This is a genomic window from Streptomyces sp. 71268, assembly GCF_029392895.1.
Classification (GTDB): Bacteria; Actinomycetota; Actinomycetes; order Streptomycetales; family Streptomycetaceae; genus Streptomyces.
On the sequence record NZ_CP114200.1, the window covers coordinates 3,797,616 to 3,822,956 of the forward strand.

The following is a 25,341-nucleotide window of genomic DNA, read 5'->3' on the forward strand; positions in this document are numbered from 1 at the left end:
TGCCCGTTCACCGCTGCGCGAAGGGTGCCGACGGACAACGGCCCGCGCCGGCCCCGCACCGCCCCGGAGCACGGTCCCGCCCGGCGGCCCCACCCCGCGAACGCCGTACGAACGCCGGGCGAACGACGCCCCGCACGCCACCACCGCTCCCCCACCCGCACCCGAGCCCGACCGCACGCGAGCCCCCCTCACGCACGAGCCCGGTCCGACCGCGCGGGAGCCCGGCCGCGTCCGAACCCGGCCACCCGCGGGCGTGCTCAGGACGCGGTGGCCGGGCGCGGGCCCGGGAGGGACTCGACGAGGGAGAGGCTGTGCGCGTTGTACGCGGCCACGATCTCCTCGGCGCTGCGCACGTCGCGCCGGGTGATCGCCTCCACCAGCTCGCGGTGGCCGGCCCACAGCCTCCCGCGCAGGTCCGGCGCGCGCCGCAGGTACGGCACGCTGAACACCCAGCTCTGCACGCGCACCCGCTCCAGGATGCCGGAGATGTACGAGTTGCCCACCAGCCCGCTCAGCTCGCGCCAGAACCGCAGGTCGTAGCCGATGAGGATGTCGAGGTCGCCGCCACGGGCCGCCCGCTCGGCCTCCTCGGCGCGGCGCCGTACCGACGCGAGCGCCTGCGGCGTCGTGGAGTCCATGGCGGTGGCGACCGAGCGCCGGAACATGCCCTCCACGATGAGCGTGCGCGCCTCGACCATGTCGCGGTAGTCACCGATGGTGAACTCGTGGACCCGGTAGCCGCGGTGCTCCTCCACGTCCAGCAGGCCCTGCGCGCACAGGTCGAGCAGCGCCTCGCGGACCGGCGTCGCGGAGACCCCGTACTGCTCGGCCATCTCCTTGACCGTGAACTGCTGCCCGGCCGGTAGCCGCCCCGCCAGCACCTCGTCGCGCAGCGCGTCGGCTATCTGCTGCCGCAGCGTGCTGCGCTTGACCTGGCTGGTGCCGGGCATGGGTCCGTCTCCTTCCACGGCCGCCCGCGTGATGTGGGGTTCCGCCGGCGCACGAGCCGGCGGACAGGCGAGCGGCCCCCGCATCACGATATGCGAGGGCCGTTGCGCGGAGTGTGGAGGTGTTGCACGGAGTGCAGTGCTTTGGCCCGAGGATGGGCCGTCTGGCGAAGATCTCCGTGGGATTGTGTGCGAGCCGGTGTGGGGAACGTTACGTCCCCGCACCGCCCCCTCGTACGCGCCGTACGGGCCGTACGGGCAGCCCGCGCGGACCGCTCGTACGGCTCGGCTCGTACGGCTCGTACCGCTGCGGCTAGCCGACGACGTGCGCGTCCGCCACGGCGAGCGCCTCGTCCAGGATGGCCAGGCCGTCCTTGGCCTCCGCCGCGGAGATCGTGCACGGCGGCACCACGTGCGTGCGGTTCATGACCACCGACGGCCACAGCCCGCCCCGCTTGACCGCCGCCGCGAAGTCGACCATCGGCTGGTTGGCCGGCCCGCTCGCGTTGTACGGCACCAGCGGCTCCCGGGTCTCCGGGTTCCGTACCAGCTCGACCGCCCAGAACACGCCGAGGCCGCGCACCTCGCCGACCGACGGGTGGCGCTCGGCGATCTCGCGCAGCCCGGGGCCGATGACCTGCTCGCCGATGGCGGCGGCGTTGTCCACGATGCCCTCCTCCTCCATCGCGGTCAGCGTCGCGACGACGGAGGCACAGGCCAGCGGGTGCCCGGAGTAGGTGAGCCCGCCCGGGTAGGGCCGCTGGTCGAAGGTGGCGGCGATCTCGGCGGAGATGGCGACGCCGCCGATCGGCACGTAGCCGGAGTTGACGCCCTTGGCGAAGGTCAGCAGGTCGGGCGTGACGTCCCAGTGGTCACGCGCGAACCAGCGGCCGGTGCGCCCGAAGCCGGCCATGACCTCGTCGAGGATGAGGACGATCCCGTACTGGTCGCAGATCTCCCGGACGCCGGCCAGGTAGCCGGGCGGCGGCGGCATGATGCCGGCCGTGCCCGGGACGGTCTCCAGGATGATCGCGGCGATGGTCTGCGGGCCCTCGAAGGTGATGGTGTCCGCGAGGTGGCGCAGCGCGCGCTCGCACTCCTGCACCTCGGTCTCGGCGTGGAACGGCGAGCGGTAGAGGAACGGCGCCCAGAAGTGCACGACGCCCGCCGACGCGCTGTCCGAGGCCCACCGGCGCGGGTCGCCGGTCAGGTTGATCGCCGCGTTGGTGGCCCCGTGGTACGAGCGGTACGCGGAGAGCGCCTTGGGCCGACCGGTGTGCACCCGCGCCATCCGTACGGCGTTCTCGACCGCCTCGGCGCCGCCGTTGGTGAAGAAGATCTTGTCGAGGTCGCCGGGCGTGCGCTGGGCGATCAGCCGGGCCGCCTCGGAGCGCACGTCCACCGCGAAGCCGGGCGCGAGCGTGCACATCTTCGCCGCCTGCTCCTGGATGGCGGCCACGACCTTCGGGTGCTGGTGCCCGATGTTGGTGTTGACGAGCTGTGAGGAGAAGTCGAGGAAGCGGTTGCCGTCGTAGTCCCAGAAGTAGGAACCCTCGGCCCCGGCGATGGCCGGCGGGTCGATCTGGCCCTGCGCCGACCAGGAGTGGAAGACATGCGCGCGGTCGGCGGCCTTGACCGCGGCACCGGCGGTGGGATCGGGGGCGGGGGCGGAGTGCGTGGACACGTTTCGGTACCTCAATCGCTCGCGACTCGGTGGACGGCGCCGGCGGTACGGCGGGGTGGGGGGCCGGTCTCCTCAGACTAGGGAGGCCGGCGCGGGCCGGATACCGGCACTTCGTATGGCGCTCGCCACCCGCCTGGACACGTTGCCGGGCCCCGGCACGGGCGGCGCGGCCCGGGCCTGAGTACGGGTACGGGTACGCGCACGAGTACGGATACGGGTACGCGGACGGGGGCGGGCGCGGGCACCATCGACCCAGCGTCGCGCACCGACCCGGTGCGGCGGGAGGTCCCGGGACGGATTACCGGCCGGTTTCCGGGGCCGCCTGTCCCACAACCCCGCCCGCGCGGGCCGGAACCCGCGTACCGGTGGATTCCGGGGCGAGGCGCGGGCCGCTTTTCACCACCCGACCCTTATTCTCTGCGGGGCGGGGGAAGACCGGGGGTAGCGGGCGGCACGGACAGCGGGCCGGGCGCCGGGAGCCGGCCGGCCACCGCCGCGGCAGGGCGCGGACGGGGGTCACGCGCACGGCCACGACCGGACGACACGACTGACACCGCGCGGCCCCCGCCGCGAGGGGCACGGCAGCACGGCAGGGGTGGCGGTCCGCTCGCGCACGCGGCGGGTCGAACGCGCAGACACGGCAGCGCGCACGGGACGTCGCGGCGGCAGCAGCGGCCGGCGGCACCGCGCGGAACGAGGGGCAGGAGCCACAACAGCATGGAAGACCTGGGGGCCGACGATCCTCGCTGGATCGGCGAGTACCGCCTGCTCAGCAGGCTCGGTGAGGGCGGGATGGGCCGGGTCTACCTGGCCCGCTCGGCGCGCGGCCGTACCGTCGCGGTCAAGCTGGTACGGGGCGAGCTGGCCAGCCAGAGCGACTTCCGGCGCAGATTCCAGGCCGAGGTGCGGGCCGCCCAGCGGGTCGGCGGCGACTGGACCGCGCCGGTGCTCGACGCCGACACCGAAGCCGCCACCCCCTGGGTCGCCACCGGTTACATCGGCGGGCCCTCGCTGCACCACGTGGTCACCGAGGACCACGGCCCGCTCCCCGAGACCTCCGTGCGCGCGCTGGCCCGCGGACTCGCCCTGGCGCTGCGGGACATCCACGGCGCGGGGCTCATCCACCGCGACCTCAAGCCGTCCAACGTGCTGGTCACCATCGACGGGCCGCGCGTCATCGACTTCGGCATCGCCCGCGCCCTCGACTCGGTCGGCGACACCGGCCTGACGATGACCGGCGCGGTCGTCGGCTCGCCCGGCTTCATGTCGCCCGAGCAGGTGCGCGGCGACCCGATCACGGCCGCGAGCGACGTGTTCTGCCTGGGCTCGGTGCTGGCCTTCGCGGCCACCGGGCGCTCCCCCTTCGGCACCGTCGACAGCGGCGTGCACGCCCTGATGTACCGGGTGGCGCAGGAGGCGCCGGACCTGGCCGGGCTGCCGGAGGGACTGCGGGAGCTGATCGACGGCTGCCTCACCAAGGACCCGGCCAACCGCTTCACGCTGGACCAGGTGCTGGCCCACGCGGGCGGCGCGAGCCCGGACGGCGCCGGGCTCGCGGCCGGCCAGGTCGGCGGCGACGCGGGCCCGTGGCTGCCGGGCGAGCTGCTGGCCCGGCTCGGCCGGGACGCGCTGCGCCTGCTGGAGGCGGAGATGCCGCAGACCGGGGTGGGCTTCGCGCCGCTGGGCGGCTCCACGCCGCCCGGGGGCCAGCCGCCCGTGGGGCCGCGGGCGGCGAGCACCCCGCCCCCGAGCACCCCGCCGGGCACGCAGTTCGGCCCGCCGATACCCCCGGGCCCGCGGATATCCGGCCAGCCGCCGCTGACCACCACGCACGCCGCGTACGCCGGACAGCCGGCGGTGGGGCCGCACGTCGGGCACCCGCACACCGGCGTCGCCGCGCCGCTCTACCCGACCACCAGCGTCGGCTACCGCCCACCCGCCGTCTGGCGCTCCCCCCGGGGGCTGGCCAACGCCACCGTGGTGCTGTTCTCCCTCGGGCTGCTGGTCATGCTGATGGACCTGATCTTCAGCCTGCGGCTCTACGGCACCTACGACGACTACTTCTCGGACACCGTGGACTCCGCCACGCTGAAGGACCAGGAGAGCGTCACCGACGGGTTCGACGCGCTGTGGTTCTTCCTCTCCATCCCCATGGTCGTGCTGTGGGTGATCTGGTTCCGCCGCACCTACGTCAACGCGCAGGCGCTCGCGCCGGGCCGACAGCGGTTCGGCTCGGGGCTGGCCGCCGGGGCCTGGTTCATCCCGGTGGTGCACCTCTGGTTCCCCAAGCAGATGGCCAACGACGTCTGGACCAGCAGCGCCCCACCGACCCCGGCCGGCTACCCGCCGCAACCCGGCACCGGGCGCGGGCTGCTGAACACCTGGTGGGTGCTGTTCCTGGTGATGCTCGTGACCAGCACCATCAGCTTCTTCGTCTTCGCTGAGGCCGAGACGTACGGCGAATACCAGTCCTCCGTCGCCTGGTCCATCCTCACCGACGTGGTGTCCATCCCGTGCGCCGTGTTCGCCATCGCCGTCGTGGTCAGGCTGTCCGCGTTGCAGGAGCGCCGGGTCACCGGCCAGCCGATGCCGGGCCAGGGCCCGGTCCCCGGCGGCTACGGCACGCCGTACGGACCCGGCCCGCGCTAGCCCCACACGCGCGTGCGCCGGGCGGCTGGTCGGCTGACCAGCGCGCCCGGCGCACGTTCACTCATTCGAGACCCGTGGGCGGGCCCGACGTGGGGCCTAGAGGAAGGAGTTGACCTGAATCGTCTCGTCCCGGCCCGGGCCGACACCGATCGCGGAGATCGGCGCGCCGGACATCTGCTCCAGCGCCTTCACGTAGGCCTGCGCGTTCTTCGGCAGGTCGGCGAAGGTCTTCGCCTTGGTGATGTCCTCCGACCAGCCCGGCAGGTTCTCGTAGATCGGCTTGGCGTGGTGGAAGTCGGACTGGCTGTACGGCAGCTCCTCGACCCGCCTGCCGTCGATCTCGTACGCCACGCAGACCGGGATCTGCTCCCAGCCGGTGAGCACGTCGAGCTTGGTCAGGAAGAAGTCGGTGAGGCCGTTGACGCGCGTCGCGTAGCGCGCGATCACCGCGTCGAACCAGCCGCAGCGCCGGTCGCGCCCGGTGGTCACGCCGCGCTCGCCGCCGATGGTGCGCAGCGCCTCGCCGTCCGCGTCGAACAGCTCCGTCGGGAACGGTCCGGCGCCCACCCGCGTGGTGTACGCCTTGAGGATGCCGATCACCCGGTTGATCTTCGTGGGGCCCACGCCCGCGCCGGTGCAGGCGCCGCCCGCGGTCGGGTTGGAGGAGGTCACGAAGGGATAGGTGCCGTGGTCCACGTCGAGCAGCGTGCCCTGGCCACCTTCGAAGAGGACGACCTTGCCCTCGTCGATGGCGTTGTTGAGGATCAGCGTGGTGTCGGCGACGTAGTCCCTGATCTGCTCCGCGTAGCCGAGGTACTCCTCGACCACCTGCTCGGCGCTGATCGCGCGCCGGTTGAAGAGCTTGACCAGTATCTGGTTCTTGTCGTTGAGCGCCGCCTCGACCTTCTGGATGAGGATCGACTCGTCGAACAGGTCCTGCACCCGGATGCCCACGCGGTTGATCTTGTCCGCGTAGGCCGGGCCGATGCCGCGCCCGGTGGTGCCGATCTTCCGCTTGCCGAGGAAGCGCTCCGTGACCTTGTCGACCGTCTGGTGGTACGGCGTGATCAGGTGCGCGTTGCCGCTGATGAGGAGCTTGGACGTGTCCACGCCGCGCTCGTTCAGCCCGCTCAGCTCGGAGAGCAGGACCGCCGGGTCCACCACGACACCGTTACCGATGACCGGCGTGCAGCTGGGGGAAAGGATTCCGGAAGGGAGCAGGTGCAACGCGTACTTCTGGTCACCCACGACGACCGTGTGACCGGCGTTGTTGCCGCCCTGGTAGCGAACGACGTAATCCACCGAACCACCGAGCAGGTCGGTGGCCTTTCCCTTGCCTTCATCACCCCACTGAGCACCGAGCAGCACAAGTGCGGGCACAGGCGTACACCCCTTCCGGGCGGGGCATGTCCCACGTGCGTGACGGTGCGCGATGTCGCGCTTCCGCCAGCAGAGCCGTCGAACCGGTGCCCCGGAATAGACCAAGCCCCTGGCGCAATAGCGCAAGGGGCTCTTGCACCGAGATGCTACCTGAGGAAGGACCGAGGTGTCGGCTCCAGAGCCCCGCGTGAGCGCAGCGCCACCGTTGCTCATGATCATCGACCCGGGCGCCCGGCGCGTCGACGGGGAGTCCGTGCGCATCGCCAAGGACGTGCTGTGCGCCCGCGCGACCACGAAGATCTGCCTGCCGGACGGCCTCGACGAGGTCACCCGCGCGCTGGCCCGGCGCGGCGGCAGACGGCCCGTCGTGGTGGGTGACGACCGTGCCCTGTTGCGCGTGGTCACGCTGCTGCACCGGGAGCGCACGCTCGCCACGACGCCGCTCGCGATGGTCCCGGTCGGGCCGCCGGCGGCGGTCGCCCTGGCCAGCGCCCTTGGCATCCCCACCGACGCGGTGCACGCCGCCCGCACCGTCATCGACGGCCTCGACCACCGCCTCGACCTGCTGGTGGACGACAGCGACGGCGTGGTGATCGGCGAGCTGAGCGTGCCGTACGGCGCCGCCGGCGCCCACCCGGTCGACGCCGCGGGCCCACCGGGCCCGGCGCGCGCGGGCGAGACGGCCTGGCCCGCCGGCCCCGCCCACCCCGGCGCCTCCGGCGCGGACGCCGGCCCGGCCACGGGCCCCGGCGCCGCCCAGGCCCCGGAGCTGGCTCCGGACCGCGCGGCCGGGGACGCGGCGCCTGGCGCCGGGCGCGCGACGGACACCGGGGACGACGCGCGGGGCGTCACCGACGACGGCAGGGTGCCCCGCCAGCGGCAGGGGCGCGAACCGGTGGCGGACCGGCCGCAGCCGTGGTGGTCGCCGGCGGCCCGTACCGCCAGGACCGCCCTCACGCTGCTGACCACGCCGGTCGCGGGCCGCACCGGCGCCGGCGGGCCGCCGGCGCGCCGGGCCAGGCCGCCGCTGGTGCGGCTGCGCGTCGAGGCGGACGGCGTGCTCCTCGCCGACCTGGACCACCCGGTGGAGCGGGTCTCGGTGGCCACCCGGCCGCTGTTCGGCGACGCCCCGGCCCGCCCGCCCGACGGCACCGCGCGCCCGCGCGGCCTGGCCGAGGTCGTCGTGTACGGCCACGCGTCGGGCGGCCCGGTCAGATTGGGCGCGCGGGCCATCACGGTCTCGGGCCCCGACTTCCACTACCGCGCCGACACGGTGACGGCGGGCCCGGTCCGCACCCGCACCTGGCGCCTGCTGCCGGACGCCTGGTCGGTCACGCTGCCGGGATAGCCGGCCGGGCCACGGCTTCGGGCCGTGACCTCGGGCCCTGTGCCAGCACGGGCTTCGGGCCCTGGCACCGCGCGGGCTACGGAGGCTCCGCCTTCTGGCGTGGGGTTCGACGTCGGAGGCCCCGGCCGGGGTGCGGAGGTCCCGGTGCGGGGCGGTGGGGTCGGGGCGGTGGGCCCGGAGCCGGCGCGGGTGGTCGGGCGGTGGGGCGGGCGGGTGCAGGAACCATTCGCCTCGCTCTCACCCGCCCGGCCGGAGGCCGTCAGCCGGCTACCGCGCGGCCCTCGCGGCGCGCGATCTGCCGCTCCCGCCAGCGGTCCATTATCGCCAGCATCTCCCCCTGGAGGTATTCGAAGAAGTCGGCCGTCTCGGCCATCCGCGCCCCCGCCGGCGTGTGCCGCCCGAGGGCGTCGGCGCCGTCCCGCAGGGTCTGCTCCCAGCGGGTGAGGACCTGGTCGCGGCGGGTGATCGTCTCGTACCAGAGTTCCGTGTGCACCTGGTAGCGGTCCCGTCGGGAGCCCGGTTCGCGCTCCCGGCCGACCATGTGGACCTGCGAGAGGTAGCGGATCGCGCCGGAGACGGCCGCGGGGCTGATCCGGAGCTGCTCGGCGAGTTCGGCCGAGGTGAGCGAGCCGGTGTCGGAGGCGAGCAGCGCGGCGAACACCCGGGAGGCCATGCGCTGTAGTCCCGCCTCGACCAGCTCCGCCGCGAACCGCTCGATGAACCGGCTGACGGCGTCCTCGTCCCGCCCGGCCAGCTCCTCGGCCGCCACGCCCGTCAGCCCGCCGCCCGGCGCGGCGGTGGGCGCGCCGGTGGGCGCGTCAGCCGACCCGTCGGCCGGTGCGCCGGTGTCCGCCGTCCCCCGCTCGGCGGTCCGGCCGGCCGCCCCGTCCACGCTCGCCCCGCCCGCCGGTCTGCCCCCGGTCGCGGCGACCCCCGCCGCCGTCGCGCCGTCGACCGCCACCGGATCGGCCGACGGGCCGGCCAGGTCGGTCGGGTCAGTCGACCCGCCCCGCCCGGCCGGCCCGCCCGGCTCCGCCGGCCCGACCGCCCTGAGTCCCGTCATCTCGTACTCCGTCGTCTCGCCCAACACCCACCATCCCCGCTTCTCAAAGCCTCCTCACCGATTATACGTTTCCTTAACTTCACAAATTTCTGAAAGAAGAGTAGCTTCGGCCTCATGACGACGGCAATCACCGTGTCCGACCTCCACAAGTCCTTCGGCCGGACGCACGCGCTGGACGGCCTCGACCTCGACGTCGCGACGGGCGAGGTGCACGGCTTCCTCGGCCCCAACGGCGCGGGCAAATCCACCACCATCCGCGTACTGCTCGGGCTGCTGCGAGCGACCAGCGGCACGGTCAAACTCCTCGGCAAGGACCCGTGGCACGACGCGGTGGAGCTGCACCAGCGGCTCGCGTACGTCCCCGGCGACGTCACGCTGTGGCGCAACCTCAGCGGCGGCGAGGTCATCGACCTGTACGGGCGGCTGCGCGGCGGTCTGGACAAGACCCGGCGCGCCGAGCTGCTCGACCGCTTCGACCTCGACCCCACCAAGAAGGGGCGCACCTACTCCAAGGGCAACCGGCAGAAGGTCGCGCTGGTCGCGGCGTTCGCCTCGGACGTCGAGCTGCTCATCTTCGACGAGCCGACCTCCGGGCTCGACCCGCTCATGGAGGAGGTCTTCCGCGAGTGCGTCTCCGAGGAGCGGCAGCGCGGGCGCACCGTCCTCCTCTCCAGCCACATCCTCAGCGAGGTCGAGGCGCTGTGTGACCGGGTCAGCATCATCCGCAAGGGCAAGACCGTCGAGTCCGGCTCGCTGGCCTCGCTGCGCCACCTGACCCGTACGTCGGTCACGGCCGAGCTGGACAGCGAGCCGGACGGGCTGACCACGCTGCCCGGCGTGCACGACGTGGACGTGCGGGGCCGGCGGGTCAAGCTCCAGGTGGACACGGACCACCTGGGCCCGGTGCTCAAGCGGCTCGGCGAGGCGGGGGTGCGCAGCCTCATCTCGACGCCGCCCACCCTCGAGGAGCTGTTCCTGCGCCACTACCAGAGCGACGGCGCCGACTCCGCCGACTCCGCGCAGGGGGCGATCGCGCGATGACCGCCGTAGCCGACGCGCGGATCGCGGCACCGCCGAAGGGCTCCTCCCGCGACCTGGCCGGAACGGGCACGCTGCTGCGGCTCGCGCTGCGCCGCGACCGGGTCATGCTGCCGATCTGGGTGCTATGCCTCGGCCTGTCCGCGAGCAGCACCGTGAGCCGCCTGGACAGCGCGTACGACACCCCGCAGAAGCGCGCCGACCTGGCCGCCGACATGAACGCCAACGGGTCCACGCGGGCCCTGTTCGGCGCGGCCTTCGACGACTCGCTCGGGGCGCTGACGGTCTGGCGCGTGGGGGCCTTCCTCACGGTCTTCGCCGCCATCATGAGCCTGCTCATCGTCATCCGGCACACCCGCGAGGAGGAGGAGACGGGCCGGCAGGAGGCGCTGTCCTCCGGGATGGTCGGCCGGCGCGCGGGGCTGACCTCGGCGCTGATCACCGTCGGCATCGCCAACGCCGCCGTCACCCTGCTCATCGCGGGCAGCCTGGCCGGCGAGGGCGGCAGCGGCGCGCTGGCCCTCGGCCTGGCGGTGGGCCTGAGCGGCATGGTCTTCGGCGCCATCGCCGCGGTCGCCGCGCAGGTCACCGAGAACGCCCGGGTCGCGCGCGGCCTGTCCGCCGCCGCCGTGGGCGTCGCGTTCGTGCTGCGGATGGGCGGTGACGCGGCCAAGGACGGCTCCGACGGCTCAAGCCACGTGCTGGTCTGGCTCTCGCCGCTGGGCTGGGCGGAGAACGCCCGGCCGTACGCCGACGAGCGCTGGTGGACGCTGCTGTTGCTGGCCCTGCTCGCGGTGGTCGCCATCGGCGTCGCGTACGCGCTGGCCGGCCGCCGCGACGTGGGGGCCAGCTTCTTCGCCTCCCGTCCGGGGCCCGCCGCCGCGGGTCCGGGCCTCAGCACGGTCTACGGGCTCGCCTGGCGGCTCCAGCGCGGCACGCTGCTGGCCTGGGTGGCCGGTCTGGCCTTCGCGGGGGCGGTGTTCGGCGGCATCGCCGACGGCGCCGACGACTTCCTCGGCGACAGCGAGAGCACCCGCGACACGTTCCTGCGGATGGGCGGCCAGGAGGGGCTCACGGACGCCTTCCTCGCCTCGATGGTCGGCATCCTGGGCCTGGTCGTCACGATCCACACGGCCAGCGCCGTGCTGCGGCTGCGCGGCGAGGAGACCGACCAGCGCGCGGAGCCGCTGCTGTCGAACGCGGTCAGCCGCGTGCAGTGGGCGGCCAGCCACCTGGTCGTCGCGCTGCTCGGCCCGGTCGTCATCCTGGCGGCGGGCGGCCTGGCGCTCGGCATCGCGTACGGGGCCGCCTCCGGCGACCTCGGCGGCGAAGTGCCGCGGGTGCTCGGGGCCACGCTGTTGCAGGCCCCGGCGGTGTGGGTGATCACCTCGATCGCGGTGTTCCTGTTCGGCGTGTTGCCCAAGTTCACGTCCCTCACCTGGGGCGTGGTCGGGTTCGTGGTGGCCATCGGCTGGCTGGGCCCGGCGATGGAGCTGGACCAGTCGGTGATGAACCTCTCGCCCTTCGGACACCTGCCGAAGGTGCCGGGCGGGGACATCACGGCGACCCCGTTCCTGTGGATGCTCCTGGTGACCGTCGCCCTGCTGGCGGCCGGCCTGGCCGGACTGCGGCGGCGCGACATGAGCAACTAGCCGCGGCCACCCGGCGGCGCCGACCAAGCGGAACAAGTGAGAACAACCGAAACCACCCGGGCCAACCGGCCCCCTGGCAGCGCGGCCACGTGACGACGCGGCCGCGCGGGCACTCGCCAGGCCCGCAGGATGTGCGGCGTCGGACTCCGATCACCCCCGTATCGGAGACCGGCGCCGCACGCGCGTGCGCCCACGGGCGCCGGCCGGAGCGTCCACGGTGGGCGGGGCGGTCTGGGTGACCGGGATGGCCGGGGTGGCGGGGCGGCCTGGGTGACCCGGGGCGGCAGAGTTATCCACAGGCTGTGGATGAGCCTGGGTATGCCGAGAGCAAGTACCCGTGCGCGGCGCCCGGTTCACCGGTCGGCGCGTTACGCCTCGACCCGCAGTTCGCGCAGGCCTCGCTGGACGAAGCCCGGCTTGCGGGGCGGCTCGGCGACGGCGCGCAGTCGGGGCGCTCGGCGCAGCAACTCCTCAAAGATGGCCCGCAGTTCGACGCGGGCCAGCGGCGCGCCGAGACAGTAGTGGATGCCAGCGCCGAAGGACAGGTGGGGGTTGTCCGTACGGGAGAGGTCGAGCCGCGTCGGCGCGGCGAAGCGGGCCGGGTCGTGGTTGGCCGAGCCGAAGAGCAGGGCCACCTCGCTGCCGCGCGGGATGAGCGTGCCGCCCACCTCGATGTCGTCCAGCACCCAGCGCTCGAACAGGTGCAGCGGCCCGTCGTAGCGCAGCAACTCCTCGATCGCCGTGGGCAACAGGCCCGGGTCGGCGCGCAACGCGGCCAGGTGTTCGGGGTGTTGGAACAGCGTCCACCAACCGTTGCCCGTCGCGTTGACGCTCGCCTCGTGGCCCGCGTTGAGCAGCAGCACGCAGGTGGAGACCATCTCCTGCTCGGTCAGCCGGTCCTCCGCGTCGTGGGCCGCGATCATCGCGCTGATCAGGTCGTCACCGGGCGCCGCGCGCCGCTCGGCGATCAACTCCCGCAGGTAGGTGGAGAACTCGACGCTGGCGCGTACGGCGCGGCGGGCGGTCTCCGGGCTCGGGTTCAGCTCGTACATCGCGCAGATATCGGCCGACCAGGGGCGCAGCGGGCCGCGTTCGGCGGGTGGCACGCCGAGGAGTTCGGCGATGACGGCCACCGGCAGCGGCTCGGCGACCTCGGCGATGAGGTCGCCGCCACCGTCCGCGAGCAGCCCGTCCACCAGGCCGGCGGCCAGTCGCCGCACGACGGGTTCGAGCCGGTCGACGGTGCGGGGCGTGAACGCCTGCGAGACCAGGCGGCGGACGCGCGGGTGCGCCGGCGGCTCCAGGTCGAGCAGGCCGTTGCCGTCGAGGGTGAAGAACGGCTCGTACTCGGGCGGCGGCGCCGGGCGGCCGAACTCCTCGTGGCTGAAGCGGTGGGTGTAACTACGCCCGAGCCGCCGGTCGGTGAGCAGCGCCCGTACGTCGTCGTGGTGCGGGATCAGCCACTGGTCGGTCGGCGCGAAATAGTGCGCCCGCCCGCGCTCCCGCAACTCCGCGTAGGCCGGGTACGGGTCGGCGGCGAATCCCGGGTCCCAGGGGTCGAAGGCCGCTGCTGCCTCGGTCATGCCCCCAATGTGCCGGACGGCCCGGGGCGGCCACCAGGTACCGGGCCGGGTCGGGCCGGCGCGTCGGTCGGCCCGGTGGATCGGGCCGGATGGTCGGGTCGCGCGCGGGCCGGGGTGCCGGGTCGGGGATCGATAGCAGGGGCCAGGGTTCGGGGGCCGGGGTCAGAGGTCGGGGATCGGGGTGGTCAGGTCAGGCGGGCGATCTCGGCCAGGACGGTGCGGGCCGTGGGCGTGGCCGGGTCGATCGGTGGGAAGTGGCCGACGCCCTCGACGCGGACGAGCCGGACCCGCTGCCCGGCGCGGTCCGCCGCCGCCACGAACGCCTCGGTGACGGCGGGCGGTACGTCGATGTCCGCGCCGCCCTGCACCAGCGTGGTGGGCACGCCGTTCGGCACCAGGGCGGACGGGTCGGTGCAGGCCAGCCGGTGCGCGAGCAGCGCGGCGCGCTCGGCCGGGCCGGGGCCGGGCGTCGCGGGCGGGTGTTGCGGGGCGAGCAGTTGGTCCACGGCGTGCGAGCAGACGCCGAGGGCGCGGGCCGTGCCGAAGTCGGCGATGGCGGCGAGGCCGACCACGCCGCGCAGCGCGGGCGGCGCCGGCAACCGCCACCGGGAGCCGACCGGCAACCGGTGCCGCGCCGCCGCCCACAGCACGGCGTGCCCGCCGGCCGAATGCCCGACGAGCACCGGCCGGTCGGCGTCCACGTCGGCCCAGCGGACACGGCCGGCGGCCGGGCCGGGCGGCCCATCAGCGGACGGGCCAGGTGGCCCATCGGCGGCCGGGCCGGCCGCGAGGCCGCGTACCAGCGAGGGCAGCGCGTCCAGCGCCGCCGCGATGTCGTCGAAGGTCTCCGGCCAGCGGCCGGCGCGCGGCTGCCCGGGCCCGGCGGCACTCGCCGCCGGGCCGTCGGCGAGCGGGCCGTCGGTGAGCGGGCCGTCGGTGAGCGGGCCGCGCCGGTACTCGACCGACGCGACCGCGAGGCCGTGGCCGGCCAGGTAGGCGGCCAGCGGGGACAGGTGCCGCCGGTCGTACGGGGCGCGCCAGGCGCCGCCGTGGAACAGCACGACCAGCGGCACGGGCGCCGCCACCCCGGGGGTGGGCGGCGCCGGGTCGGCGATGACGCGCGCGGCGGCCCCGGACGGCGGGGCACCGCCACCGGCCCGGGCTCCGCCACCGGCCCGGAACTCGGGCTCGGCCCGGGGCTCGGAGGCGGCCCCGGGCTCGGGCAGGAAGAGGTCCACCACCTGGTCGGGGTGCGGCCCGTAGGCCACCGTGGCGGTCGGTGGTGCCTCGGCGTGGCCGAACGCCGAGGCCTCCTCCCGCTCCGCGCGCGTCATCGCGGGGTTCATGCGGCGCTCAGCACCTCCCCCAGCGCCCACGCGGCCCGCTCCACGTCGGCGTAGCCCGTGTACAGCGGCGTGAAGCCGAACCGCAGCACGTCGGGCCGGCGGTAGTCGATGACCACGCCACGGGCGAGCAGTCGCTCCGTCACCTCGCCGGCGTCGGCGCAGCGCAGCGCGACCTGGCTGCCGCGCTCCGCGTGCGCCACCGGTGTCAGCGTCTCGACCGCGCCGGCCGGCACGTACGCCGCGACGCAGGTCAGGAAGAAGTCCCCTAGGGCGAGGCTCTTGGCCCGTACGGACTCGATGCTGACGCCCTGCCACGCGTCGAGGGCGCTCTCCAGGGCGAGCATCGACAGGATGTCCGGCGTGCCGACCCGGCCACGGACGGCCCCGTCGGCCGGGGCGTACGCGCCGGCCATGGCGAAGGGGTCGGCGTGCGAGTTCCAGCCGGGCAGCGGGGAGTCGAAGCGCGGCTGGTGCCGGGCGGCGACGTACAGGTAGGCCGGCGCTCCGGGCCCGCCGTTGAGGTACTTGTACGTGCAGCCGACGGCCAGGTCGACGCCGTGCGCGTCCAGGTCGACCGGCAGCGCGCCCGCGCTGTGGCACAGGTCCCAGACGGCCACCGCCCCCGCCGCGTGCAGGGCGGCGGTGGTGCCCGGCAGGTCGTGGAGCCGGCCGGTGCGGTAGTCGACGTGGTTGACCAGGGCCAGCGCGGTGCGCGGGGTGGCCTCGGACGCGATGGCGTCGGCGGGCACGGCCCGCAGCGCGCAGCCGGTGAGCCGGGCCGCGGACTCGGCGATGTAACCGTCCGTGGGGAACGTGCTCACGTCCACCAGGATCTCGTCCCGCCCGCCGGCCGTCGCGCCGGCATCCGTGGCGCCCGCGCCCGCCTGCTCGCCGCCCTCGGCGCCACGGGCCAGCCGCACGCCCGCCACCACCGCCTTGAGGACGTTGACGCTGGTCGAGTCGCCGACCACGATCTGGCCCGGGGCGGCCCCGACGAGCGCGCCGACCCGGTCGCCGATCCGCTCCGGCGCGGTCCACCAGTGGTTGTCCGACCAGGAGTTGATCCGGTCGCGGCCCCACTCGCGCTCGATCACGTCGGCCATCCGGGCCGGTACGCCGCGCGGCAGCGCGCCGAGCGAGTTGCCGTCCAGGTAGACCGTGCCGTCCGGGTCGTCGACCGCGTCCACCACGAAGCGTTCGCGGGTCCCGGCCAGCGGGTCCTCGCGGTCGCGCCGGGCGGCCTCGGCCGCGTGCGCGCGCCCCACGGCCGTGGCGGTGCCGGCGGCCGGGGCGGCGGCTCCGGCGGTGGCGGGCGTAGCGCCCGGTGGCACGGTCTCGGTCCGCGAGTGCTCAGACATAGCTACGCGCCGTCCACAGCTCGGGGAAGACCTGCTTGCCGGCGCGCTTCTCCAGCCAGGCGACGCCCGCCGAACCGCCCGTGCCGGTCTTGGCGCCCATCGCGCGCCGGGTGGCCACCAGGTGGTCGTTGCGCCAGCGCCAGACCAGCTCGGCGACCTCCGTCAGCGCCTCGCCGAGCGCGACCAGACCGCCGCCCGCGCCGCCGACGGCGGCGGCCACGGCCACCGCCCGCGCGGCCTCCGGGGACTGATCGCCCTTCCTGGGCCGCGCCTTCGGGTCAGCGGCGTCCGCCGCGCCCGCCGCGTCACCGTCAGCCGCGGTCGGGGCGCCGGCGCCGGAGTAGACGCGCTGCCAGGCCCGCTCGACGGCCGGGTGCGCCTCGTAGCGCTGGGTCACGTCGCGGTGCAGCACCTCGTCCGGGATGTCGAAGCCCTGCCGGGCGAGGTAGCGCACCACCTCGTCGTACAGGCTCGGCTCGGCCAGCGCCTTCTCCAGCTCGGCGTACTCGCGCGGCGCGCCGCGGTGCGGGACCAGCATCGAGGCGGACTTGTCGCCGAGCAGGAACTCCAGCCGGCGGAACATCGCGGACTGGAACCCGGAGCCCTCGCCGAGCGCGCCGCGGTAGGCGTTGAACTCGCCCGGCGTCATGTGCGCGAGCGGCTTCCAGGAGGCGTTCAGCGACTCCAGCTCGTACGTGGAGCGCTTGAGGGCGGCCAGCGCGGTGGGCACGTCGTCCCGGCGCAGCGCGTCGGCCGCGGTCTGCCACTCGTGCGTGATGACCGTGAACCACAGCTCCATCACCTGGCTGGTGACCAGGAAGACCATCTCGCCCGGGTCGTCGGAGAGCGGGTGCTGGAGGTGGGTGAGCACGGACGCCCTGACGTAGTCGTCGTACGGCGTGGTGCCCTGGAAATCGAGGTTGGGAGTCTCGGGCTCAGCCTCGTTCGTACCGGAATGTCCAGTGTGCTGGGACATGGCGTCTCCTCAGTCCTGCTTCCGGGTAGCGGTCCGCCCCTTCCTGTTCGGCATCGGAGCCCCGGTCCCCTCTTGAACCCACGATCGCTGATCATCGGGTCCTGCGCGCATCATGCGGGGTGCGCGGCGCGGACGGCAAGGGCCTGCCGGGTCGAGGTGCGCGACCGGCAGGCCCTGTATTCGGACACCCGCGACGGGTGAACGCCTGGGAATCTCGTCCCGTATGCCCGAACCGCCAACGGTTCAGGCGGCTCGGGTCAGCTCACGCCGGCTCAGCTCAGCGTGTCCGCCGCGGTCGGCGAGGAGTCGCGCAGGAAGGTCGAGCAGCGCTCGTACTCCTCCGTCTCGCCGATGGCCTGCGCGGCGCGCGCCAGCGCGTGCAGGGCGCGCAGGAAGCCACGGTTCGGCTCGTGCTCGAACGGCACCGGGCCGTGGCCCTTCCAGCCACTGCGGCGCAGCGCGTCCAGTCCCCGGTGGTAGCCGGTGCGGGCGTACGCGTACGACTCGACGACGCGCCCCGCCGCGAACGCCTCGTCGGCGAGCTGCGCCCAGGCGAGCGAGGAGGCGGGGTACTTGGCGGCGACCTCGGCGGGCGCGGCGCCGCTGGCGAGCAGCTCGCGCGGCCCGGGGTCGTCGGGCAGGTGGGTCGGGGGAGGTCCCCCGAGCAGGTTCTCGTGAATGGCCATGGGTTCCAGTCTGCCGGACCGCGCCACGCGGAGCCGCCTCGCGGGCGCCCCCGCGACTGGCCGGTTTCTTACGCCGCCGACCCGCACGGATATGGCCCGTTTGTGCCCGTGCGGCCGGGCTGGTTCGCGTCCGTGGGGCCGGGCCGGTTCGCGTCCGTGGGGCCGGGGCTAGCCGGGCCGCGTGGGGGGCTCGCCCGGGTCGAGCGGGGGCGCGGCCACGCCGCAGTGGTGGGTGCACTCGGGGTGGCAGGGCTCGGCACGCTCCTGGCCCGCCGGGTGCTCCAGGGTGTCGGCGCGGACCGTCGTCCAGGCCAGCGCGGAGCCCAGCAGCAGCACGCCGGCGCACCAGAGCATCGCGCGCCGGAACGCCTCCTCGAACTCGCCCGCCGCGCGGTACGCCTCCGGGCCCATGCCCGCCAGCAACGGCAGCGCGGCCACCGCGACCAGGCCCGCCGCCCGGGCCGCCGCGTTGTTGATGCCGCTGGCCAGGCCCGCGCGGCCGACGTCCACCGAGGCCAGCACCGTGGCGGTGAGCGGGGCCACCAGCGTCACCATGCCCGCGCCGAGCACCACCAGGGCGGGCAGCACGTCGCGCCAGTACACCGCGTCCGGGCCGACCCGCATCATCAGCAGCATCCCCGCCGCGCACAGCAGTGGCCCGACCGTCAGCGGCAGCCGGGGCCCGGTGCGCTGGGCCAGTTCGCCGGAGCGGGCCGAGAACAGCAGCATCAGCACCGTGGTCGGCAGCAGCGCGGCCCCCGCTTGGAGGGCCGAGTACTCCACCACCACCTGGAGCTGCACCACCGAGAGGAAGAAGAACCCGCCGAAGGCCGCGTACACGCACAGCGTGACCAGGTTGATCGCGGTGAACTGGCGGATCGCGAACAGGCCCAGCGGAAGCATCGGCTCCGCCCGGTGCGCCTCCAGGTAACAGAACCCCGCCGCCAGCAGCAGCCCGCCCACGGCCGCCCCGACCACCAGCGGCGACGCCCCCGCGTCCGGGGCCGCGATCAGCGCGTACGTCACGGCGCCGAGCGCCAGCGCGCCCAGCGCGGCGCCGGCCACGTCGAACCGGCCGCCCGCCCGCGGGTCCCGGGACTCCGGCACGTGCCGCAGCGCGACCGGCACGCACACCGCGGCCAGCGGCACGTTGAGCAGGAACACCCAGCGCCAGCCGGGGCCGTCCACCAGCCAGCCGCCCACGAACGGGCCGACCGCCGCCGCCACGCCGCCCAGCCCCGACCAGGCACCCACCGCCCGCGCCCGGTCCTCCTGCCGGAACGCGGACTGGATGAGCGCCAGCGAGCCCGGCGTGAGCAGCGCCCCACCCACGCCCTGCAACGCCCGCGCGCCGATCAGCACCCCGGCGTTGGGGGCCAGCCCGCACAGCAGCGAGGCCAGCGCGAACCAGACCACGCCGACGACGAAGACCCGCCGCCGCCCGTACCGGTCGCCCAGCGCCCCGCCGAGCAGGATCAGCGCGGCGAGGGTGAGCATGTACGCGTTGACGGTCCACTGGAGCCCGCCGAGGTCCGCGCCCAGGTCCTCGCCGATGCGCGGCAGCGCGACGTTGACGACGGTGCTGTCGAGCATGGCCATGCCGGAGCCGAGCACCGTGGTCAGCAGCACCCAGCGTCCGGTGGGCGTCCCCATCGCCACGGCCCCGGCCGGCTCCACCGGCTCGGCGGCGGGCGTGATGTCGGGGGCGGGCTCGGGGCTGGGTCCGGGGTCGGGGTCGGGTTCGGGGCCGGGGCGTCGCGGGTCCGTCATGTCTGCGATCTTCCGCGTCGGGACACCGCCCGGCCACCCTGACACCCGGCCGTGCCGCGAACGCGCCACCGCAACCTCGCGTACGCGAGCGCGCGAGCACCCCGACCGGGCCGCCCGGACCGTCTGGGGCGCCCGGGTCTTCCGGGGCGCTCGGGGCATCCGGGGGCGCTCGGGCCCCGGGCGCCACCGCCGCCCCCGTGCTCGCACGCCGAAGGGCCCGGCCCCTCCACCTGGGCGAACCAGGGGGGAGGCGCCGGGCCCGGAAAGGCGGCGCGCGCAGGCCGGCCTGGTGGCCGTCGGCCGGTGGGCCGGGGCCGCCGGGGGCCGGCGGTGCGGGACTACTTCAGCTTCGTGCCGGTGGAGCGCAGGTCGGCACACGCCTTGGTGACGCGGGCGGCCATGCCGGCCTCGGCGAGCTTGCCCCAGCTCCGCGGGTCGTAGGTCTTCTTGTTGCCGACCTCGCCGTCCACCTTGAGCACGCCGTCGTAGTTGCGGAACATGTGGTCCGCGACCGGGCGGGTGAAGGCGTACTGGGTGTCGGTGTCGAGGTTCATCTTCACGACGCCGTTGCCCAGCGCGGTGCGGATCTCCTCCTCCGTGGAGCCGGAGCCGCCGTGGAAGACGAAGTCGAACGGGTCGGTCTTGCCGGAGCTGGCGGCCAGGCCGTCCTGGAGGTCGCGCAGCAGCTCGGGGCGGAGCACGACGTTGCCCGGCTTGTAGACGCCGTGCACGTTGCCGAAGGAGGCGGCCAGCAGGTAGCGGCCGTTCTCGCCCAGGCCGAGGGCCGCGGCGGTCTTCTCCACGTCGGCGACGGAGGTGTACAGCTCGTCGTTGATCTCGTGCGTGACGCCGTCCTCCTCGCCACCGGTCGGGGTGATCTCGACCTCAAGGATGATCTTCGCCTTGACGGCCTCGGCGAGCAGCTCCTTGGCGATGGCCAGGTTCTCGTCCAGCTTCTCGGCCGAGCCGTCCCACATGTGGGACTGGAAGAGCGGGTTCTGACCGGCGGCGACGCGCTCCTGGGAGAGGGCGATCAGCGGCCGGACGAAGCCGTCCAGCTTGTCCTTCGGGCAGTGGTCGGTGTGCAGCGCGATGTTGACCGGGTACTTCTTGGCCACCACGTGCGCGAACTCGGCCAGCGCCACCGCGCCGGAGACCATGTCCTTGCTGTACTGGCCGCCCAGGAACTCCGCGCCACCGGTGGAAACCTGGATGATGCCGTCGCTCTCGGCCTCGGCGAAGCCACGCAGCGCCGCGTGCAGGGTCTGCGTCGAGGTCACGTTGATTGCCGGGTAGGCGAACTTGCCTGCCTTCGCCCGGTCGAGCATCTCGTTGTAGACCTCGGGGGTTGCGATGGGCATGGGTCCGCTCCTTGTGAAGTGCCGGTTGCGTTGTGAATGCCCTGACCTAGGGGGCGACGTCATCGTCGCCCCCATCCTTCCAGACTCGTCTGGCTCGGCTCCACGGCGTGTCGCGCAGTGGACGCCGAACGCGCCGAGGGCGGGGACCGTTTCACGTGAAACAGCCCCCGCCCTCGACAAAAGCGCAGGTCAAGTGATCATTTACGGCGGTACGACGGTCAGTTGAGGCCCAGCTCCGCCAGCCCGTACGCCTGGTAGTACGGCAGGCCGGCGGCCTCGATCGCGGGCGCGGCGCCGCGCTCGACGATGACGGCCACGGCCACCACCTCGGCGCCCGCCTCGCGCGCCGCCTCGACGGCGGTCAGCGGGGAGCCGCCCGTGGTCGAGGTGTCCTCCACGATCAGCACGCGGCGGCCCTTGATGTCCGGGCCCTCGATACGCCGCTGGAGGCCGTGCGCCTTGTTGGCCTTGCGGACCACGAAGGCGTCGAGGCGGCGGCCCCGCGCGGCGGCGGCGTGCATCATCGACGTCGCCACCGGGTCGGCGCCCAGCGTGAGCCCGCCCACCGCGTCGTACTCCAGGTCGGCGGTCAGGTCGAGCATGACCTGACCGGCCAGCGGCGCGGCCTCGCCATCCAGGGTGATCCGGCGCAGGTCGATGTAGAAATCGGCCTCGAGACCGGACGAAAGGGTCACCTTGCCGTGCACCACGGCCTTGTTCTTGATCTGCTCCAGGAGGGCATCACGCGCGTCGCTCATACGCACGAGGTTAGCCGTGTCCAGCGGCGACGCCCGCTGGCGGCCGGCTCGGGTCAGCCTCGCGGGGCCTGGCCGGCGCGGTCGACGGCGGCCTTGGCGAGGATCGCGGAGGTGCCGAGCACGGTCCCGGCCGGGCCCGCGTCGCCGGCCTCGGTGCTCACCGTGCGCTCGCCGAGGAACGCGTGGCTGGTCCGGTCGAAGATCCACTGCGTCTGCTGGCCGCGCGCGGTGCGGGCCACGGCCACGCCCTCGCGCCCGGCCGCGTCCTTGGCCGAGCGGACCACCGTGACCCCGGGGATCTTCCCGGCCGCCCGGTAGAGCGCGGCGTTGACCTTCGGCGGCGCCCACGTCTCGGCCAGCAGTTCGCCGATCGCGGTGAAGGCCCGCTGGTCCGGGTCCTGGCCCTGGCCACGGGTCTGCTGGCGGATCAGCTCCAGCAGGGCGACGGGGTCGGTGGGCAGCGTGGCGACGTAGGTGTGGGTCGGGTTGGTCACCGACGGGCCGGAACCGGTCGCGCTCGGCCGGGGCTTCGCCCCGCGCCGGTCGATGGTGTACACCGGCGCGTCGTCGCCGAGCGTGCTGTCGGGCTTGCCCGCCTCGCGCAGCAGGCCCGGGCGACTGCCGTCGGCGGCCAACCACACCTGCCGGGTGTGCGCGGGCGGCAGCGTCACGGCACCGCCGCCGGCGCTCTGCCCCGCGTAGGCGACCTTGCTCCTGACGTACACGAACTGCTCCGCGCCGACCGCGGGTTGCTCCCCCTCGGCGGCGGCGAGCGCGACGCGGTCCAGGAGTCGGGTCGCCTCGGGCGTCTCCTGGGCCTCGACCCGGGTGCCGTCGCGCGGCTCGTCGTCCGTGGACGACAGGTTCACCGCGACGATGGCGCCGGCCACGGCACAGGCCAGGGCCGGTGCCACGAAGCGGACCTGGAAGCGGCGCCGCGTGGGGCGGGCCGCACGGGCCGTACGACCGAAGCCGCGCGCGGCGGCCGGCTCCTCGCGGGCGGCCTCGCTGAGCACGGCCTGCCGCAGCGCGCGCTCGCGCTCGGGGGCCAGGTCGGGGACGGACGGCGGGGGCAGCAGCGCGGCCATCTCCTGGCGCTCGGCCTGCTCGGGCCGGTTGGACGTACGGCGTCGCGGGGTGACGTTCATCCGTGGTTCTCCTGGGTCAGCGACGGGGCCACGGAGAAGCGGCCCGGCAGGTGCGAGTCGGGGGAGGGAGCGGGGGCGGGCGTCGCCGGGGCGGGGGCGGGCGTCGCCGGAGCGGGGCCGGGCACGACGGTCGGCCACCGGGTGGCGGCCCGTGGCGCCTGCGGGCCCCGCGAGGACGGGCCGCCGGGCGCGGTCGGCGGGGCCTGCGGAGCCGTGACCTGGCGCCCCTGGCTGTCCTTACGGCCCCGGCTGTCCTCGCGTCCCTCGCGGGTCTCGGCGGTCGCCAGCTCGCGCAGCCGGCCACGGGCGCGGGACAGCCGCGAGCGGACCGTGCCGACCGGCACGCCGAGCACCTCGGCCGCCGCCGCGTAGTCCAGGCCGGCCCAGACGACCAGCGTGAACACCTCGCGGTCGCGGCGGCGCAGCTTGCCCAGGGCGATGCGGGCGACCCGCAGTTGCTCGGTGTCCGCGAGGTGCGCGACGAGGTCGTCCACGAAGTCCGGGACCGCGCCGCGCTCCGGAACCCGGGCGAGCGCCACGTCCCGCCGGCGACGGGCCCGGGCGTTGCGGCGCATGACGTTGGTCGCGATGCCCAGCAACCACGGGCGCAGGCTCTCCTCGCCCGGGCGCACCTTCTCCCGGCCGCGCCACGCCTCCAGGAACGTGGTCGACACGACGTCCTCGGCCTCGGCCCAGTCGCCGGTCACCCGCAGGGCGTACCGGTACAGCACCTGGGCGTGCTCGTCGTAGAGCTCCCCCAGGGCGTCACGGTCCCCGCTACGGAAGCGATGTCTCATGAGTGATTCCACACTGAGCACTGCCTCCCGGGCCGCCCCGGTTCCGGTGACCTGCGCCACAGGCCGCGCCGCGCCCCGCCCGACGGAGAGTGACGCGGGTCACGGGAACTCCGGCGCGCGGACGCGCAGTGCTGATCATGACTACTTCTCCGTTGCCCCGGTCCCCCCGGATGCCCCGCCGGACCGCCCTGCGGTCGCTGGCCGTGGCCGCCACCGTCATCGCCAGCACCCTGCCCGCCTGGAACGCCTCGGCCTCGGGCACCCAGTCCGCCGGCTCGCCGGCCGCCGGCCGGACCAGCACCACCGCCGAGCAGCCGACGTACACCCTCACCATCCACCACATCGGCCGCGACGGGCGCGCCTCGCAGTTCTACAAGACCATCCTCACCGAGTTCGCCGGGGAGGGCGAGCGCCACGGCTTCGAGCCGGAGGGCGACACCGGCACCACCACGGTACGGCTCCCCAAGGGCCGCTACCTCCTCGCCTCCATGGTGTGGAGCGGCAAGTCGGAGGAGGGCACGGACTGGGTGGTGCAACCCAGGCTCGACCTCGACCGCGACCTGTCCGTCACGGTCGACGCCCGGACCACCAAGCTGGTCGACGTGCGGCCCCCGGACAGCACGGCCGACTTCCGGCTCGGCAACATGGGCCTGTCTGCCGAGTACGACGGCGTCGTCCGGGAGACCAACATGGCCATCGCGACGCCCACCCTGCGCGTCGCCCACCTGGGCCCGGCCGCCGAGCCCGGCTCGATCAGGCAGTGGTACGACGCGTACTGGACCACCAAGCGGCACAGCTACGCGCTGGGCAACGTCGTCACCGGCGACCGCGCGCTGAACGGGCTCTTCCGCCGGCCGGCCGCCAAGGACCTGGGCGAGATCAAGATCCGGGGCGCCGCCCGCCCGGGCACCGAGGGCACGTCCGTGCTGGACATCACGCCCAGCAACGACCTCTCCACCGCCTACCCGCTGCCGACGCCCACCCCCGGCACCACCAGCCTCCTCGTCGAACCGGAGCGCGGGCCCTACGACATCGGCTACACCACCCCCCGCGACGAGGAGGGCCAGGGCGGGGTCACGTACCAGGCGAAGCGAGTTACCACCAGCCGCGGCCACACCACCACGCGCACCTTCAACAACGCCGTCTTCGGCCCCAGCCTCCCGGGCGGCTCCGGCGTCACACGCGACGGCAACCGCCTCACCGTGGACGTTCCGCTGCTCACCGACGGCGAGGGCAACGTGCCGTCCACGCCGGAGTACGACACGGCGCGGGTCACGCTGTACCGGAACGGGACCCGCGTGAAGACGGTGACCGGCGAGCCCGGCCAGGCCACCTTCGACGTGCCGGCCGACCGGGCCACCTACCGCGTCACCGCCACCGTGCGGCAAGCCGGCACGGCCGCCACCACCGTGACCGCCTCGTGGACCTTCGCCTCCCAGCGCACCAGCGGCGAGGTCGCGGTGCCGGTGAGCGCGGTGCGGTTCACGCCGACGCTCGACCTGACCGGCGCCGCGCCGGCCGGCACGGCGCTGCGCGTCCCGGTCGCCGTGCAGGGCGCCGCCAAGGGCCACACGCGCGCGCTCGACGTCGCGTTCTCCGTCAACGGCGGCACGACGTGGCAGCGGGCCTCGGTGGTACGCGGCGTCGCGACCATCCCGGCGTTCCCGTCCGGCACCGGCGTCTCGCTGCGCGCCAAGCTGACCGACACCGCGGGCAACACGCTCATCCAGACCGCTATCGGCGCCTACCGGACGCGGTGACCCGCCCCGGCCCGGCCGGTCGCCGCCCCCGCGCGAC

At 74.7% G+C, this 25,341-nt stretch carries 19 protein-coding genes; 5 read left to right on the plus strand and 14 right to left on the minus strand.

The window, feature by feature from the left end; translation table 11 throughout:
• Positions 1 to 257 precede the first annotated feature (257 nt).
• On the minus strand, positions 258 to 950 hold the full coding sequence (locus tag OYE22_RS14515) for a GntR family transcriptional regulator (protein ID WP_277320794.1): 693 nt from the start codon (positions 948 to 950) through the stop codon (positions 258 to 260).
• A gap of 310 nt (positions 951 to 1,260) precedes the next feature.
• Positions 1,261 to 2,631 carry an aspartate aminotransferase family protein gene (locus OYE22_RS14520; RefSeq protein WP_277320795.1) on the minus strand — a complete coding sequence of 457 codons (1,371 nt, stop codon included), beginning with the start codon at positions 2,629 to 2,631 and terminating at the stop codon, positions 1,261 to 1,263.
• A 717-nt stretch (positions 2,632 to 3,348) separates the two neighbouring features.
• Between OYE22_RS14520 and OYE22_RS14525 the strand changes: the two genes are divergently transcribed.
• Entirely contained in the window at positions 3,349 to 5,280 is a 1,932-nt protein-coding gene (locus tag OYE22_RS14525) for a DUF4328 domain-containing protein (protein ID WP_277320796.1), read from the plus strand.
• Positions 5,281 to 5,376: 96 nt separating this feature from the next.
• On the opposite strand, the gene OYE22_RS14530 is transcribed toward OYE22_RS14525, so the two are convergent.
• Positions 5,377 to 6,660, minus strand: coding sequence for an adenylosuccinate synthase (locus tag OYE22_RS14530; protein WP_277320797.1), 1,284 nt, complete (start codon positions 6,658 to 6,660; stop codon positions 5,377 to 5,379).
• 211 nt (positions 6,661 to 6,871) lie between these two features.
• Between OYE22_RS14530 and OYE22_RS14535 the strand changes: the two genes are divergently transcribed.
• Positions 6,872 to 8,008, plus strand: a complete 1,137-nt coding sequence (locus tag OYE22_RS14535; RefSeq protein WP_277324131.1) for a hypothetical protein — start codon at positions 6,872 to 6,874, stop codon at positions 8,006 to 8,008.
• A gap of 259 nt (positions 8,009 to 8,267) precedes the next feature.
• On the opposite strand, the gene OYE22_RS14540 is transcribed toward OYE22_RS14535, so the two are convergent.
• Positions 8,268 to 8,786: a MarR family transcriptional regulator gene (locus OYE22_RS14540; protein WP_277324132.1), complete on the minus strand. Its 519-nt coding sequence runs from the start codon at positions 8,784 to 8,786 to the stop codon at positions 8,268 to 8,270.
• Positions 8,787 to 9,185: 399 nt separating this feature from the next.
• Between OYE22_RS14540 and OYE22_RS14545 the strand changes: the two genes are divergently transcribed.
• Complete coding sequence (locus tag OYE22_RS14545; protein WP_277320798.1) at positions 9,186 to 10,112, plus strand: ABC transporter ATP-binding protein; 927 nt, start codon at positions 9,186 to 9,188, stop codon at positions 10,110 to 10,112.
• The gene (locus OYE22_RS14550; protein WP_277320799.1) at positions 10,109 to 11,761 is read left to right on the plus strand and encodes an ABC transporter permease; all 1,653 of its coding nucleotides are present in this window, start codon (positions 10,109 to 10,111) and stop codon (positions 11,759 to 11,761) included. The genes OYE22_RS14545 and OYE22_RS14550 overlap by 4 nt, the downstream gene beginning before the upstream one ends.
• A 368-nt stretch (positions 11,762 to 12,129) precedes the next feature.
• Here OYE22_RS14550 and OYE22_RS14555 read toward each other — a convergent pair whose 3' ends face one another.
• The 10 genes from OYE22_RS14555 to OYE22_RS14600 form a co-directional block, all read right to left on the minus strand.
• Positions 12,130 to 13,344 (minus strand): cytochrome P450, encoded by a 1,215-nt coding sequence (locus OYE22_RS14555; RefSeq protein WP_277320800.1) that lies wholly within the window; start codon positions 13,342 to 13,344, stop codon positions 12,130 to 12,132.
• Positions 13,345 to 13,529: 185 nt separating this feature from the next.
• Entirely contained in the window at positions 13,530 to 14,690 is a 1,161-nt protein-coding gene (locus tag OYE22_RS14560; protein WP_277320801.1) for an alpha/beta hydrolase, read from the minus strand.
• The gene (locus OYE22_RS14565) at positions 14,687 to 16,048 is read right to left on the minus strand and encodes an aminotransferase class V-fold PLP-dependent enzyme (protein WP_277320802.1); all 1,362 of its coding nucleotides are present in this window, start codon (positions 16,046 to 16,048) and stop codon (positions 14,687 to 14,689) included. The genes OYE22_RS14560 and OYE22_RS14565 overlap by 4 nt, the downstream gene beginning before the upstream one ends.
• Positions 16,041 to 17,024 carry a tryptophan 2,3-dioxygenase family protein gene (locus OYE22_RS14570; RefSeq protein ID WP_277320803.1) on the minus strand — a complete coding sequence of 328 codons (984 nt, stop codon included), beginning with the start codon at positions 17,022 to 17,024 and terminating at the stop codon, positions 16,041 to 16,043. Before OYE22_RS14570 ends, OYE22_RS14565 begins: the two co-directional genes overlap by 8 nt.
• Positions 17,025 to 17,296: 272 nt before the next feature.
• Positions 17,297 to 17,710: a DUF3151 domain-containing protein gene (locus tag OYE22_RS14575; RefSeq protein ID WP_277320805.1), complete on the minus strand. Its 414-nt coding sequence runs from the start codon at positions 17,708 to 17,710 to the stop codon at positions 17,297 to 17,299.
• A gap of 168 nt (positions 17,711 to 17,878) precedes the next feature.
• Positions 17,879 to 19,363: an MFS transporter gene (locus OYE22_RS14580; protein WP_277324133.1), complete on the minus strand. Its 1,485-nt coding sequence runs from the start codon at positions 19,361 to 19,363 to the stop codon at positions 17,879 to 17,881.
• Between the two features lie 455 nt (positions 19,364 to 19,818).
• Positions 19,819 to 20,841 carry a class II fructose-bisphosphate aldolase gene (fbaA, locus tag OYE22_RS14585; RefSeq protein WP_277320806.1) on the minus strand — a complete coding sequence of 341 codons (1,023 nt, stop codon included), beginning with the start codon at positions 20,839 to 20,841 and terminating at the stop codon, positions 19,819 to 19,821.
• A 218-nt stretch (positions 20,842 to 21,059) separates the two neighbouring features.
• Positions 21,060 to 21,599 carry an orotate phosphoribosyltransferase gene (gene pyrE, locus OYE22_RS14590; RefSeq protein ID WP_277320807.1) on the minus strand — a complete coding sequence of 180 codons (540 nt, stop codon included), beginning with the start codon at positions 21,597 to 21,599 and terminating at the stop codon, positions 21,060 to 21,062.
• 53 nt (positions 21,600 to 21,652) lie between these two features.
• On the minus strand, positions 21,653 to 22,747 hold the full coding sequence (locus OYE22_RS14595) for a CU044_5270 family protein (RefSeq protein WP_277320808.1): 1,095 nt from the start codon (positions 22,745 to 22,747) through the stop codon (positions 21,653 to 21,655).
• On the minus strand, positions 22,744 to 23,544 hold the full coding sequence (locus OYE22_RS14600) for a sigma-70 family RNA polymerase sigma factor (protein WP_277320809.1): 801 nt from the start codon (positions 23,542 to 23,544) through the stop codon (positions 22,744 to 22,746). Before OYE22_RS14600 ends, OYE22_RS14595 begins: the two co-directional genes overlap by 4 nt.
• 137 nt (positions 23,545 to 23,681) lie before the next feature.
• Between OYE22_RS14600 and OYE22_RS14605 the strand changes: the two genes are divergently transcribed.
• On the plus strand, positions 23,682 to 25,304 hold the full coding sequence (locus tag OYE22_RS14605; protein ID WP_277320810.1) for a serine protease: 1,623 nt from the start codon (positions 23,682 to 23,684) through the stop codon (positions 25,302 to 25,304).
• Positions 25,305 to 25,341 lie beyond the last annotated feature (37 nt).

Excerpts from the sequence above, each read along its gene's own strand:
- OYE22_RS14515 (WP_277320794.1), bottom strand. The coding sequence starts at position 950 with ATGCCCGGCACCAGCCAGGTCAAGCGCAGCACGCTGCGGCAGCAGATA.
- OYE22_RS14525 (WP_277320796.1), top strand. The coding sequence starts at position 3,349 with ATGGAAGACCTGGGGGCCGACGATCCTCGCTGGATCGGCGAGTACCGC.
- OYE22_RS14535 (WP_277324131.1), top strand. The coding sequence starts at position 6,872 with ATGATCATCGACCCGGGCGCCCGGCGCGTCGACGGGGAGTCCGTGCGC.
- OYE22_RS14545 (WP_277320798.1), top strand. The coding sequence starts at position 9,186 with ATGACGACGGCAATCACCGTGTCCGACCTCCACAAGTCCTTCGGCCGG.
- OYE22_RS14550 (WP_277320799.1), top strand. The coding sequence starts at position 10,109 with ATGACCGCCGTAGCCGACGCGCGGATCGCGGCACCGCCGAAGGGCTCC.
- OYE22_RS14555 (WP_277320800.1), bottom strand. The coding sequence starts at position 13,344 with ATGACCGAGGCAGCAGCGGCCTTCGACCCCTGGGACCCGGGATTCGCC.
- OYE22_RS14560 (WP_277320801.1), bottom strand. The coding sequence starts at position 14,690 with ATGAACCCCGCGATGACGCGCGCGGAGCGGGAGGAGGCCTCGGCGTTC.
- OYE22_RS14565 (WP_277320802.1), bottom strand. The coding sequence starts at position 16,048 with ATGTCTGAGCACTCGCGGACCGAGACCGTGCCACCGGGCGCTACGCCC.
- OYE22_RS14570 (WP_277320803.1), bottom strand. The coding sequence starts at position 17,024 with ATGTCCCAGCACACTGGACATTCCGGTACGAACGAGGCTGAGCCCGAG.
- OYE22_RS14575 (WP_277320805.1), bottom strand. The coding sequence starts at position 17,710 with ATGGCCATTCACGAGAACCTGCTCGGGGGACCTCCCCCGACCCACCTG.
- OYE22_RS14580 (WP_277324133.1), bottom strand. The coding sequence starts at position 19,363 with ATGGGGACGCCCACCGGACGCTGGGTGCTGCTGACCACGGTGCTCGGC.
- fbaA (WP_277320806.1), bottom strand. The coding sequence starts at position 20,841 with ATGCCCATCGCAACCCCCGAGGTCTACAACGAGATGCTCGACCGGGCG.
- pyrE (WP_277320807.1), bottom strand. The coding sequence starts at position 21,599 with ATGAGCGACGCGCGTGATGCCCTCCTGGAGCAGATCAAGAACAAGGCC.
- OYE22_RS14595 (WP_277320808.1), bottom strand. The coding sequence starts at position 22,747 with ATGAACGTCACCCCGCGACGCCGTACGTCCAACCGGCCCGAGCAGGCC.
- OYE22_RS14600 (WP_277320809.1), bottom strand. The coding sequence starts at position 23,544 with ATGAGACATCGCTTCCGTAGCGGGGACCGTGACGCCCTGGGGGAGCTC.
- OYE22_RS14605 (WP_277320810.1), top strand. The coding sequence starts at position 23,682 with ATGACTACTTCTCCGTTGCCCCGGTCCCCCCGGATGCCCCGCCGGACC.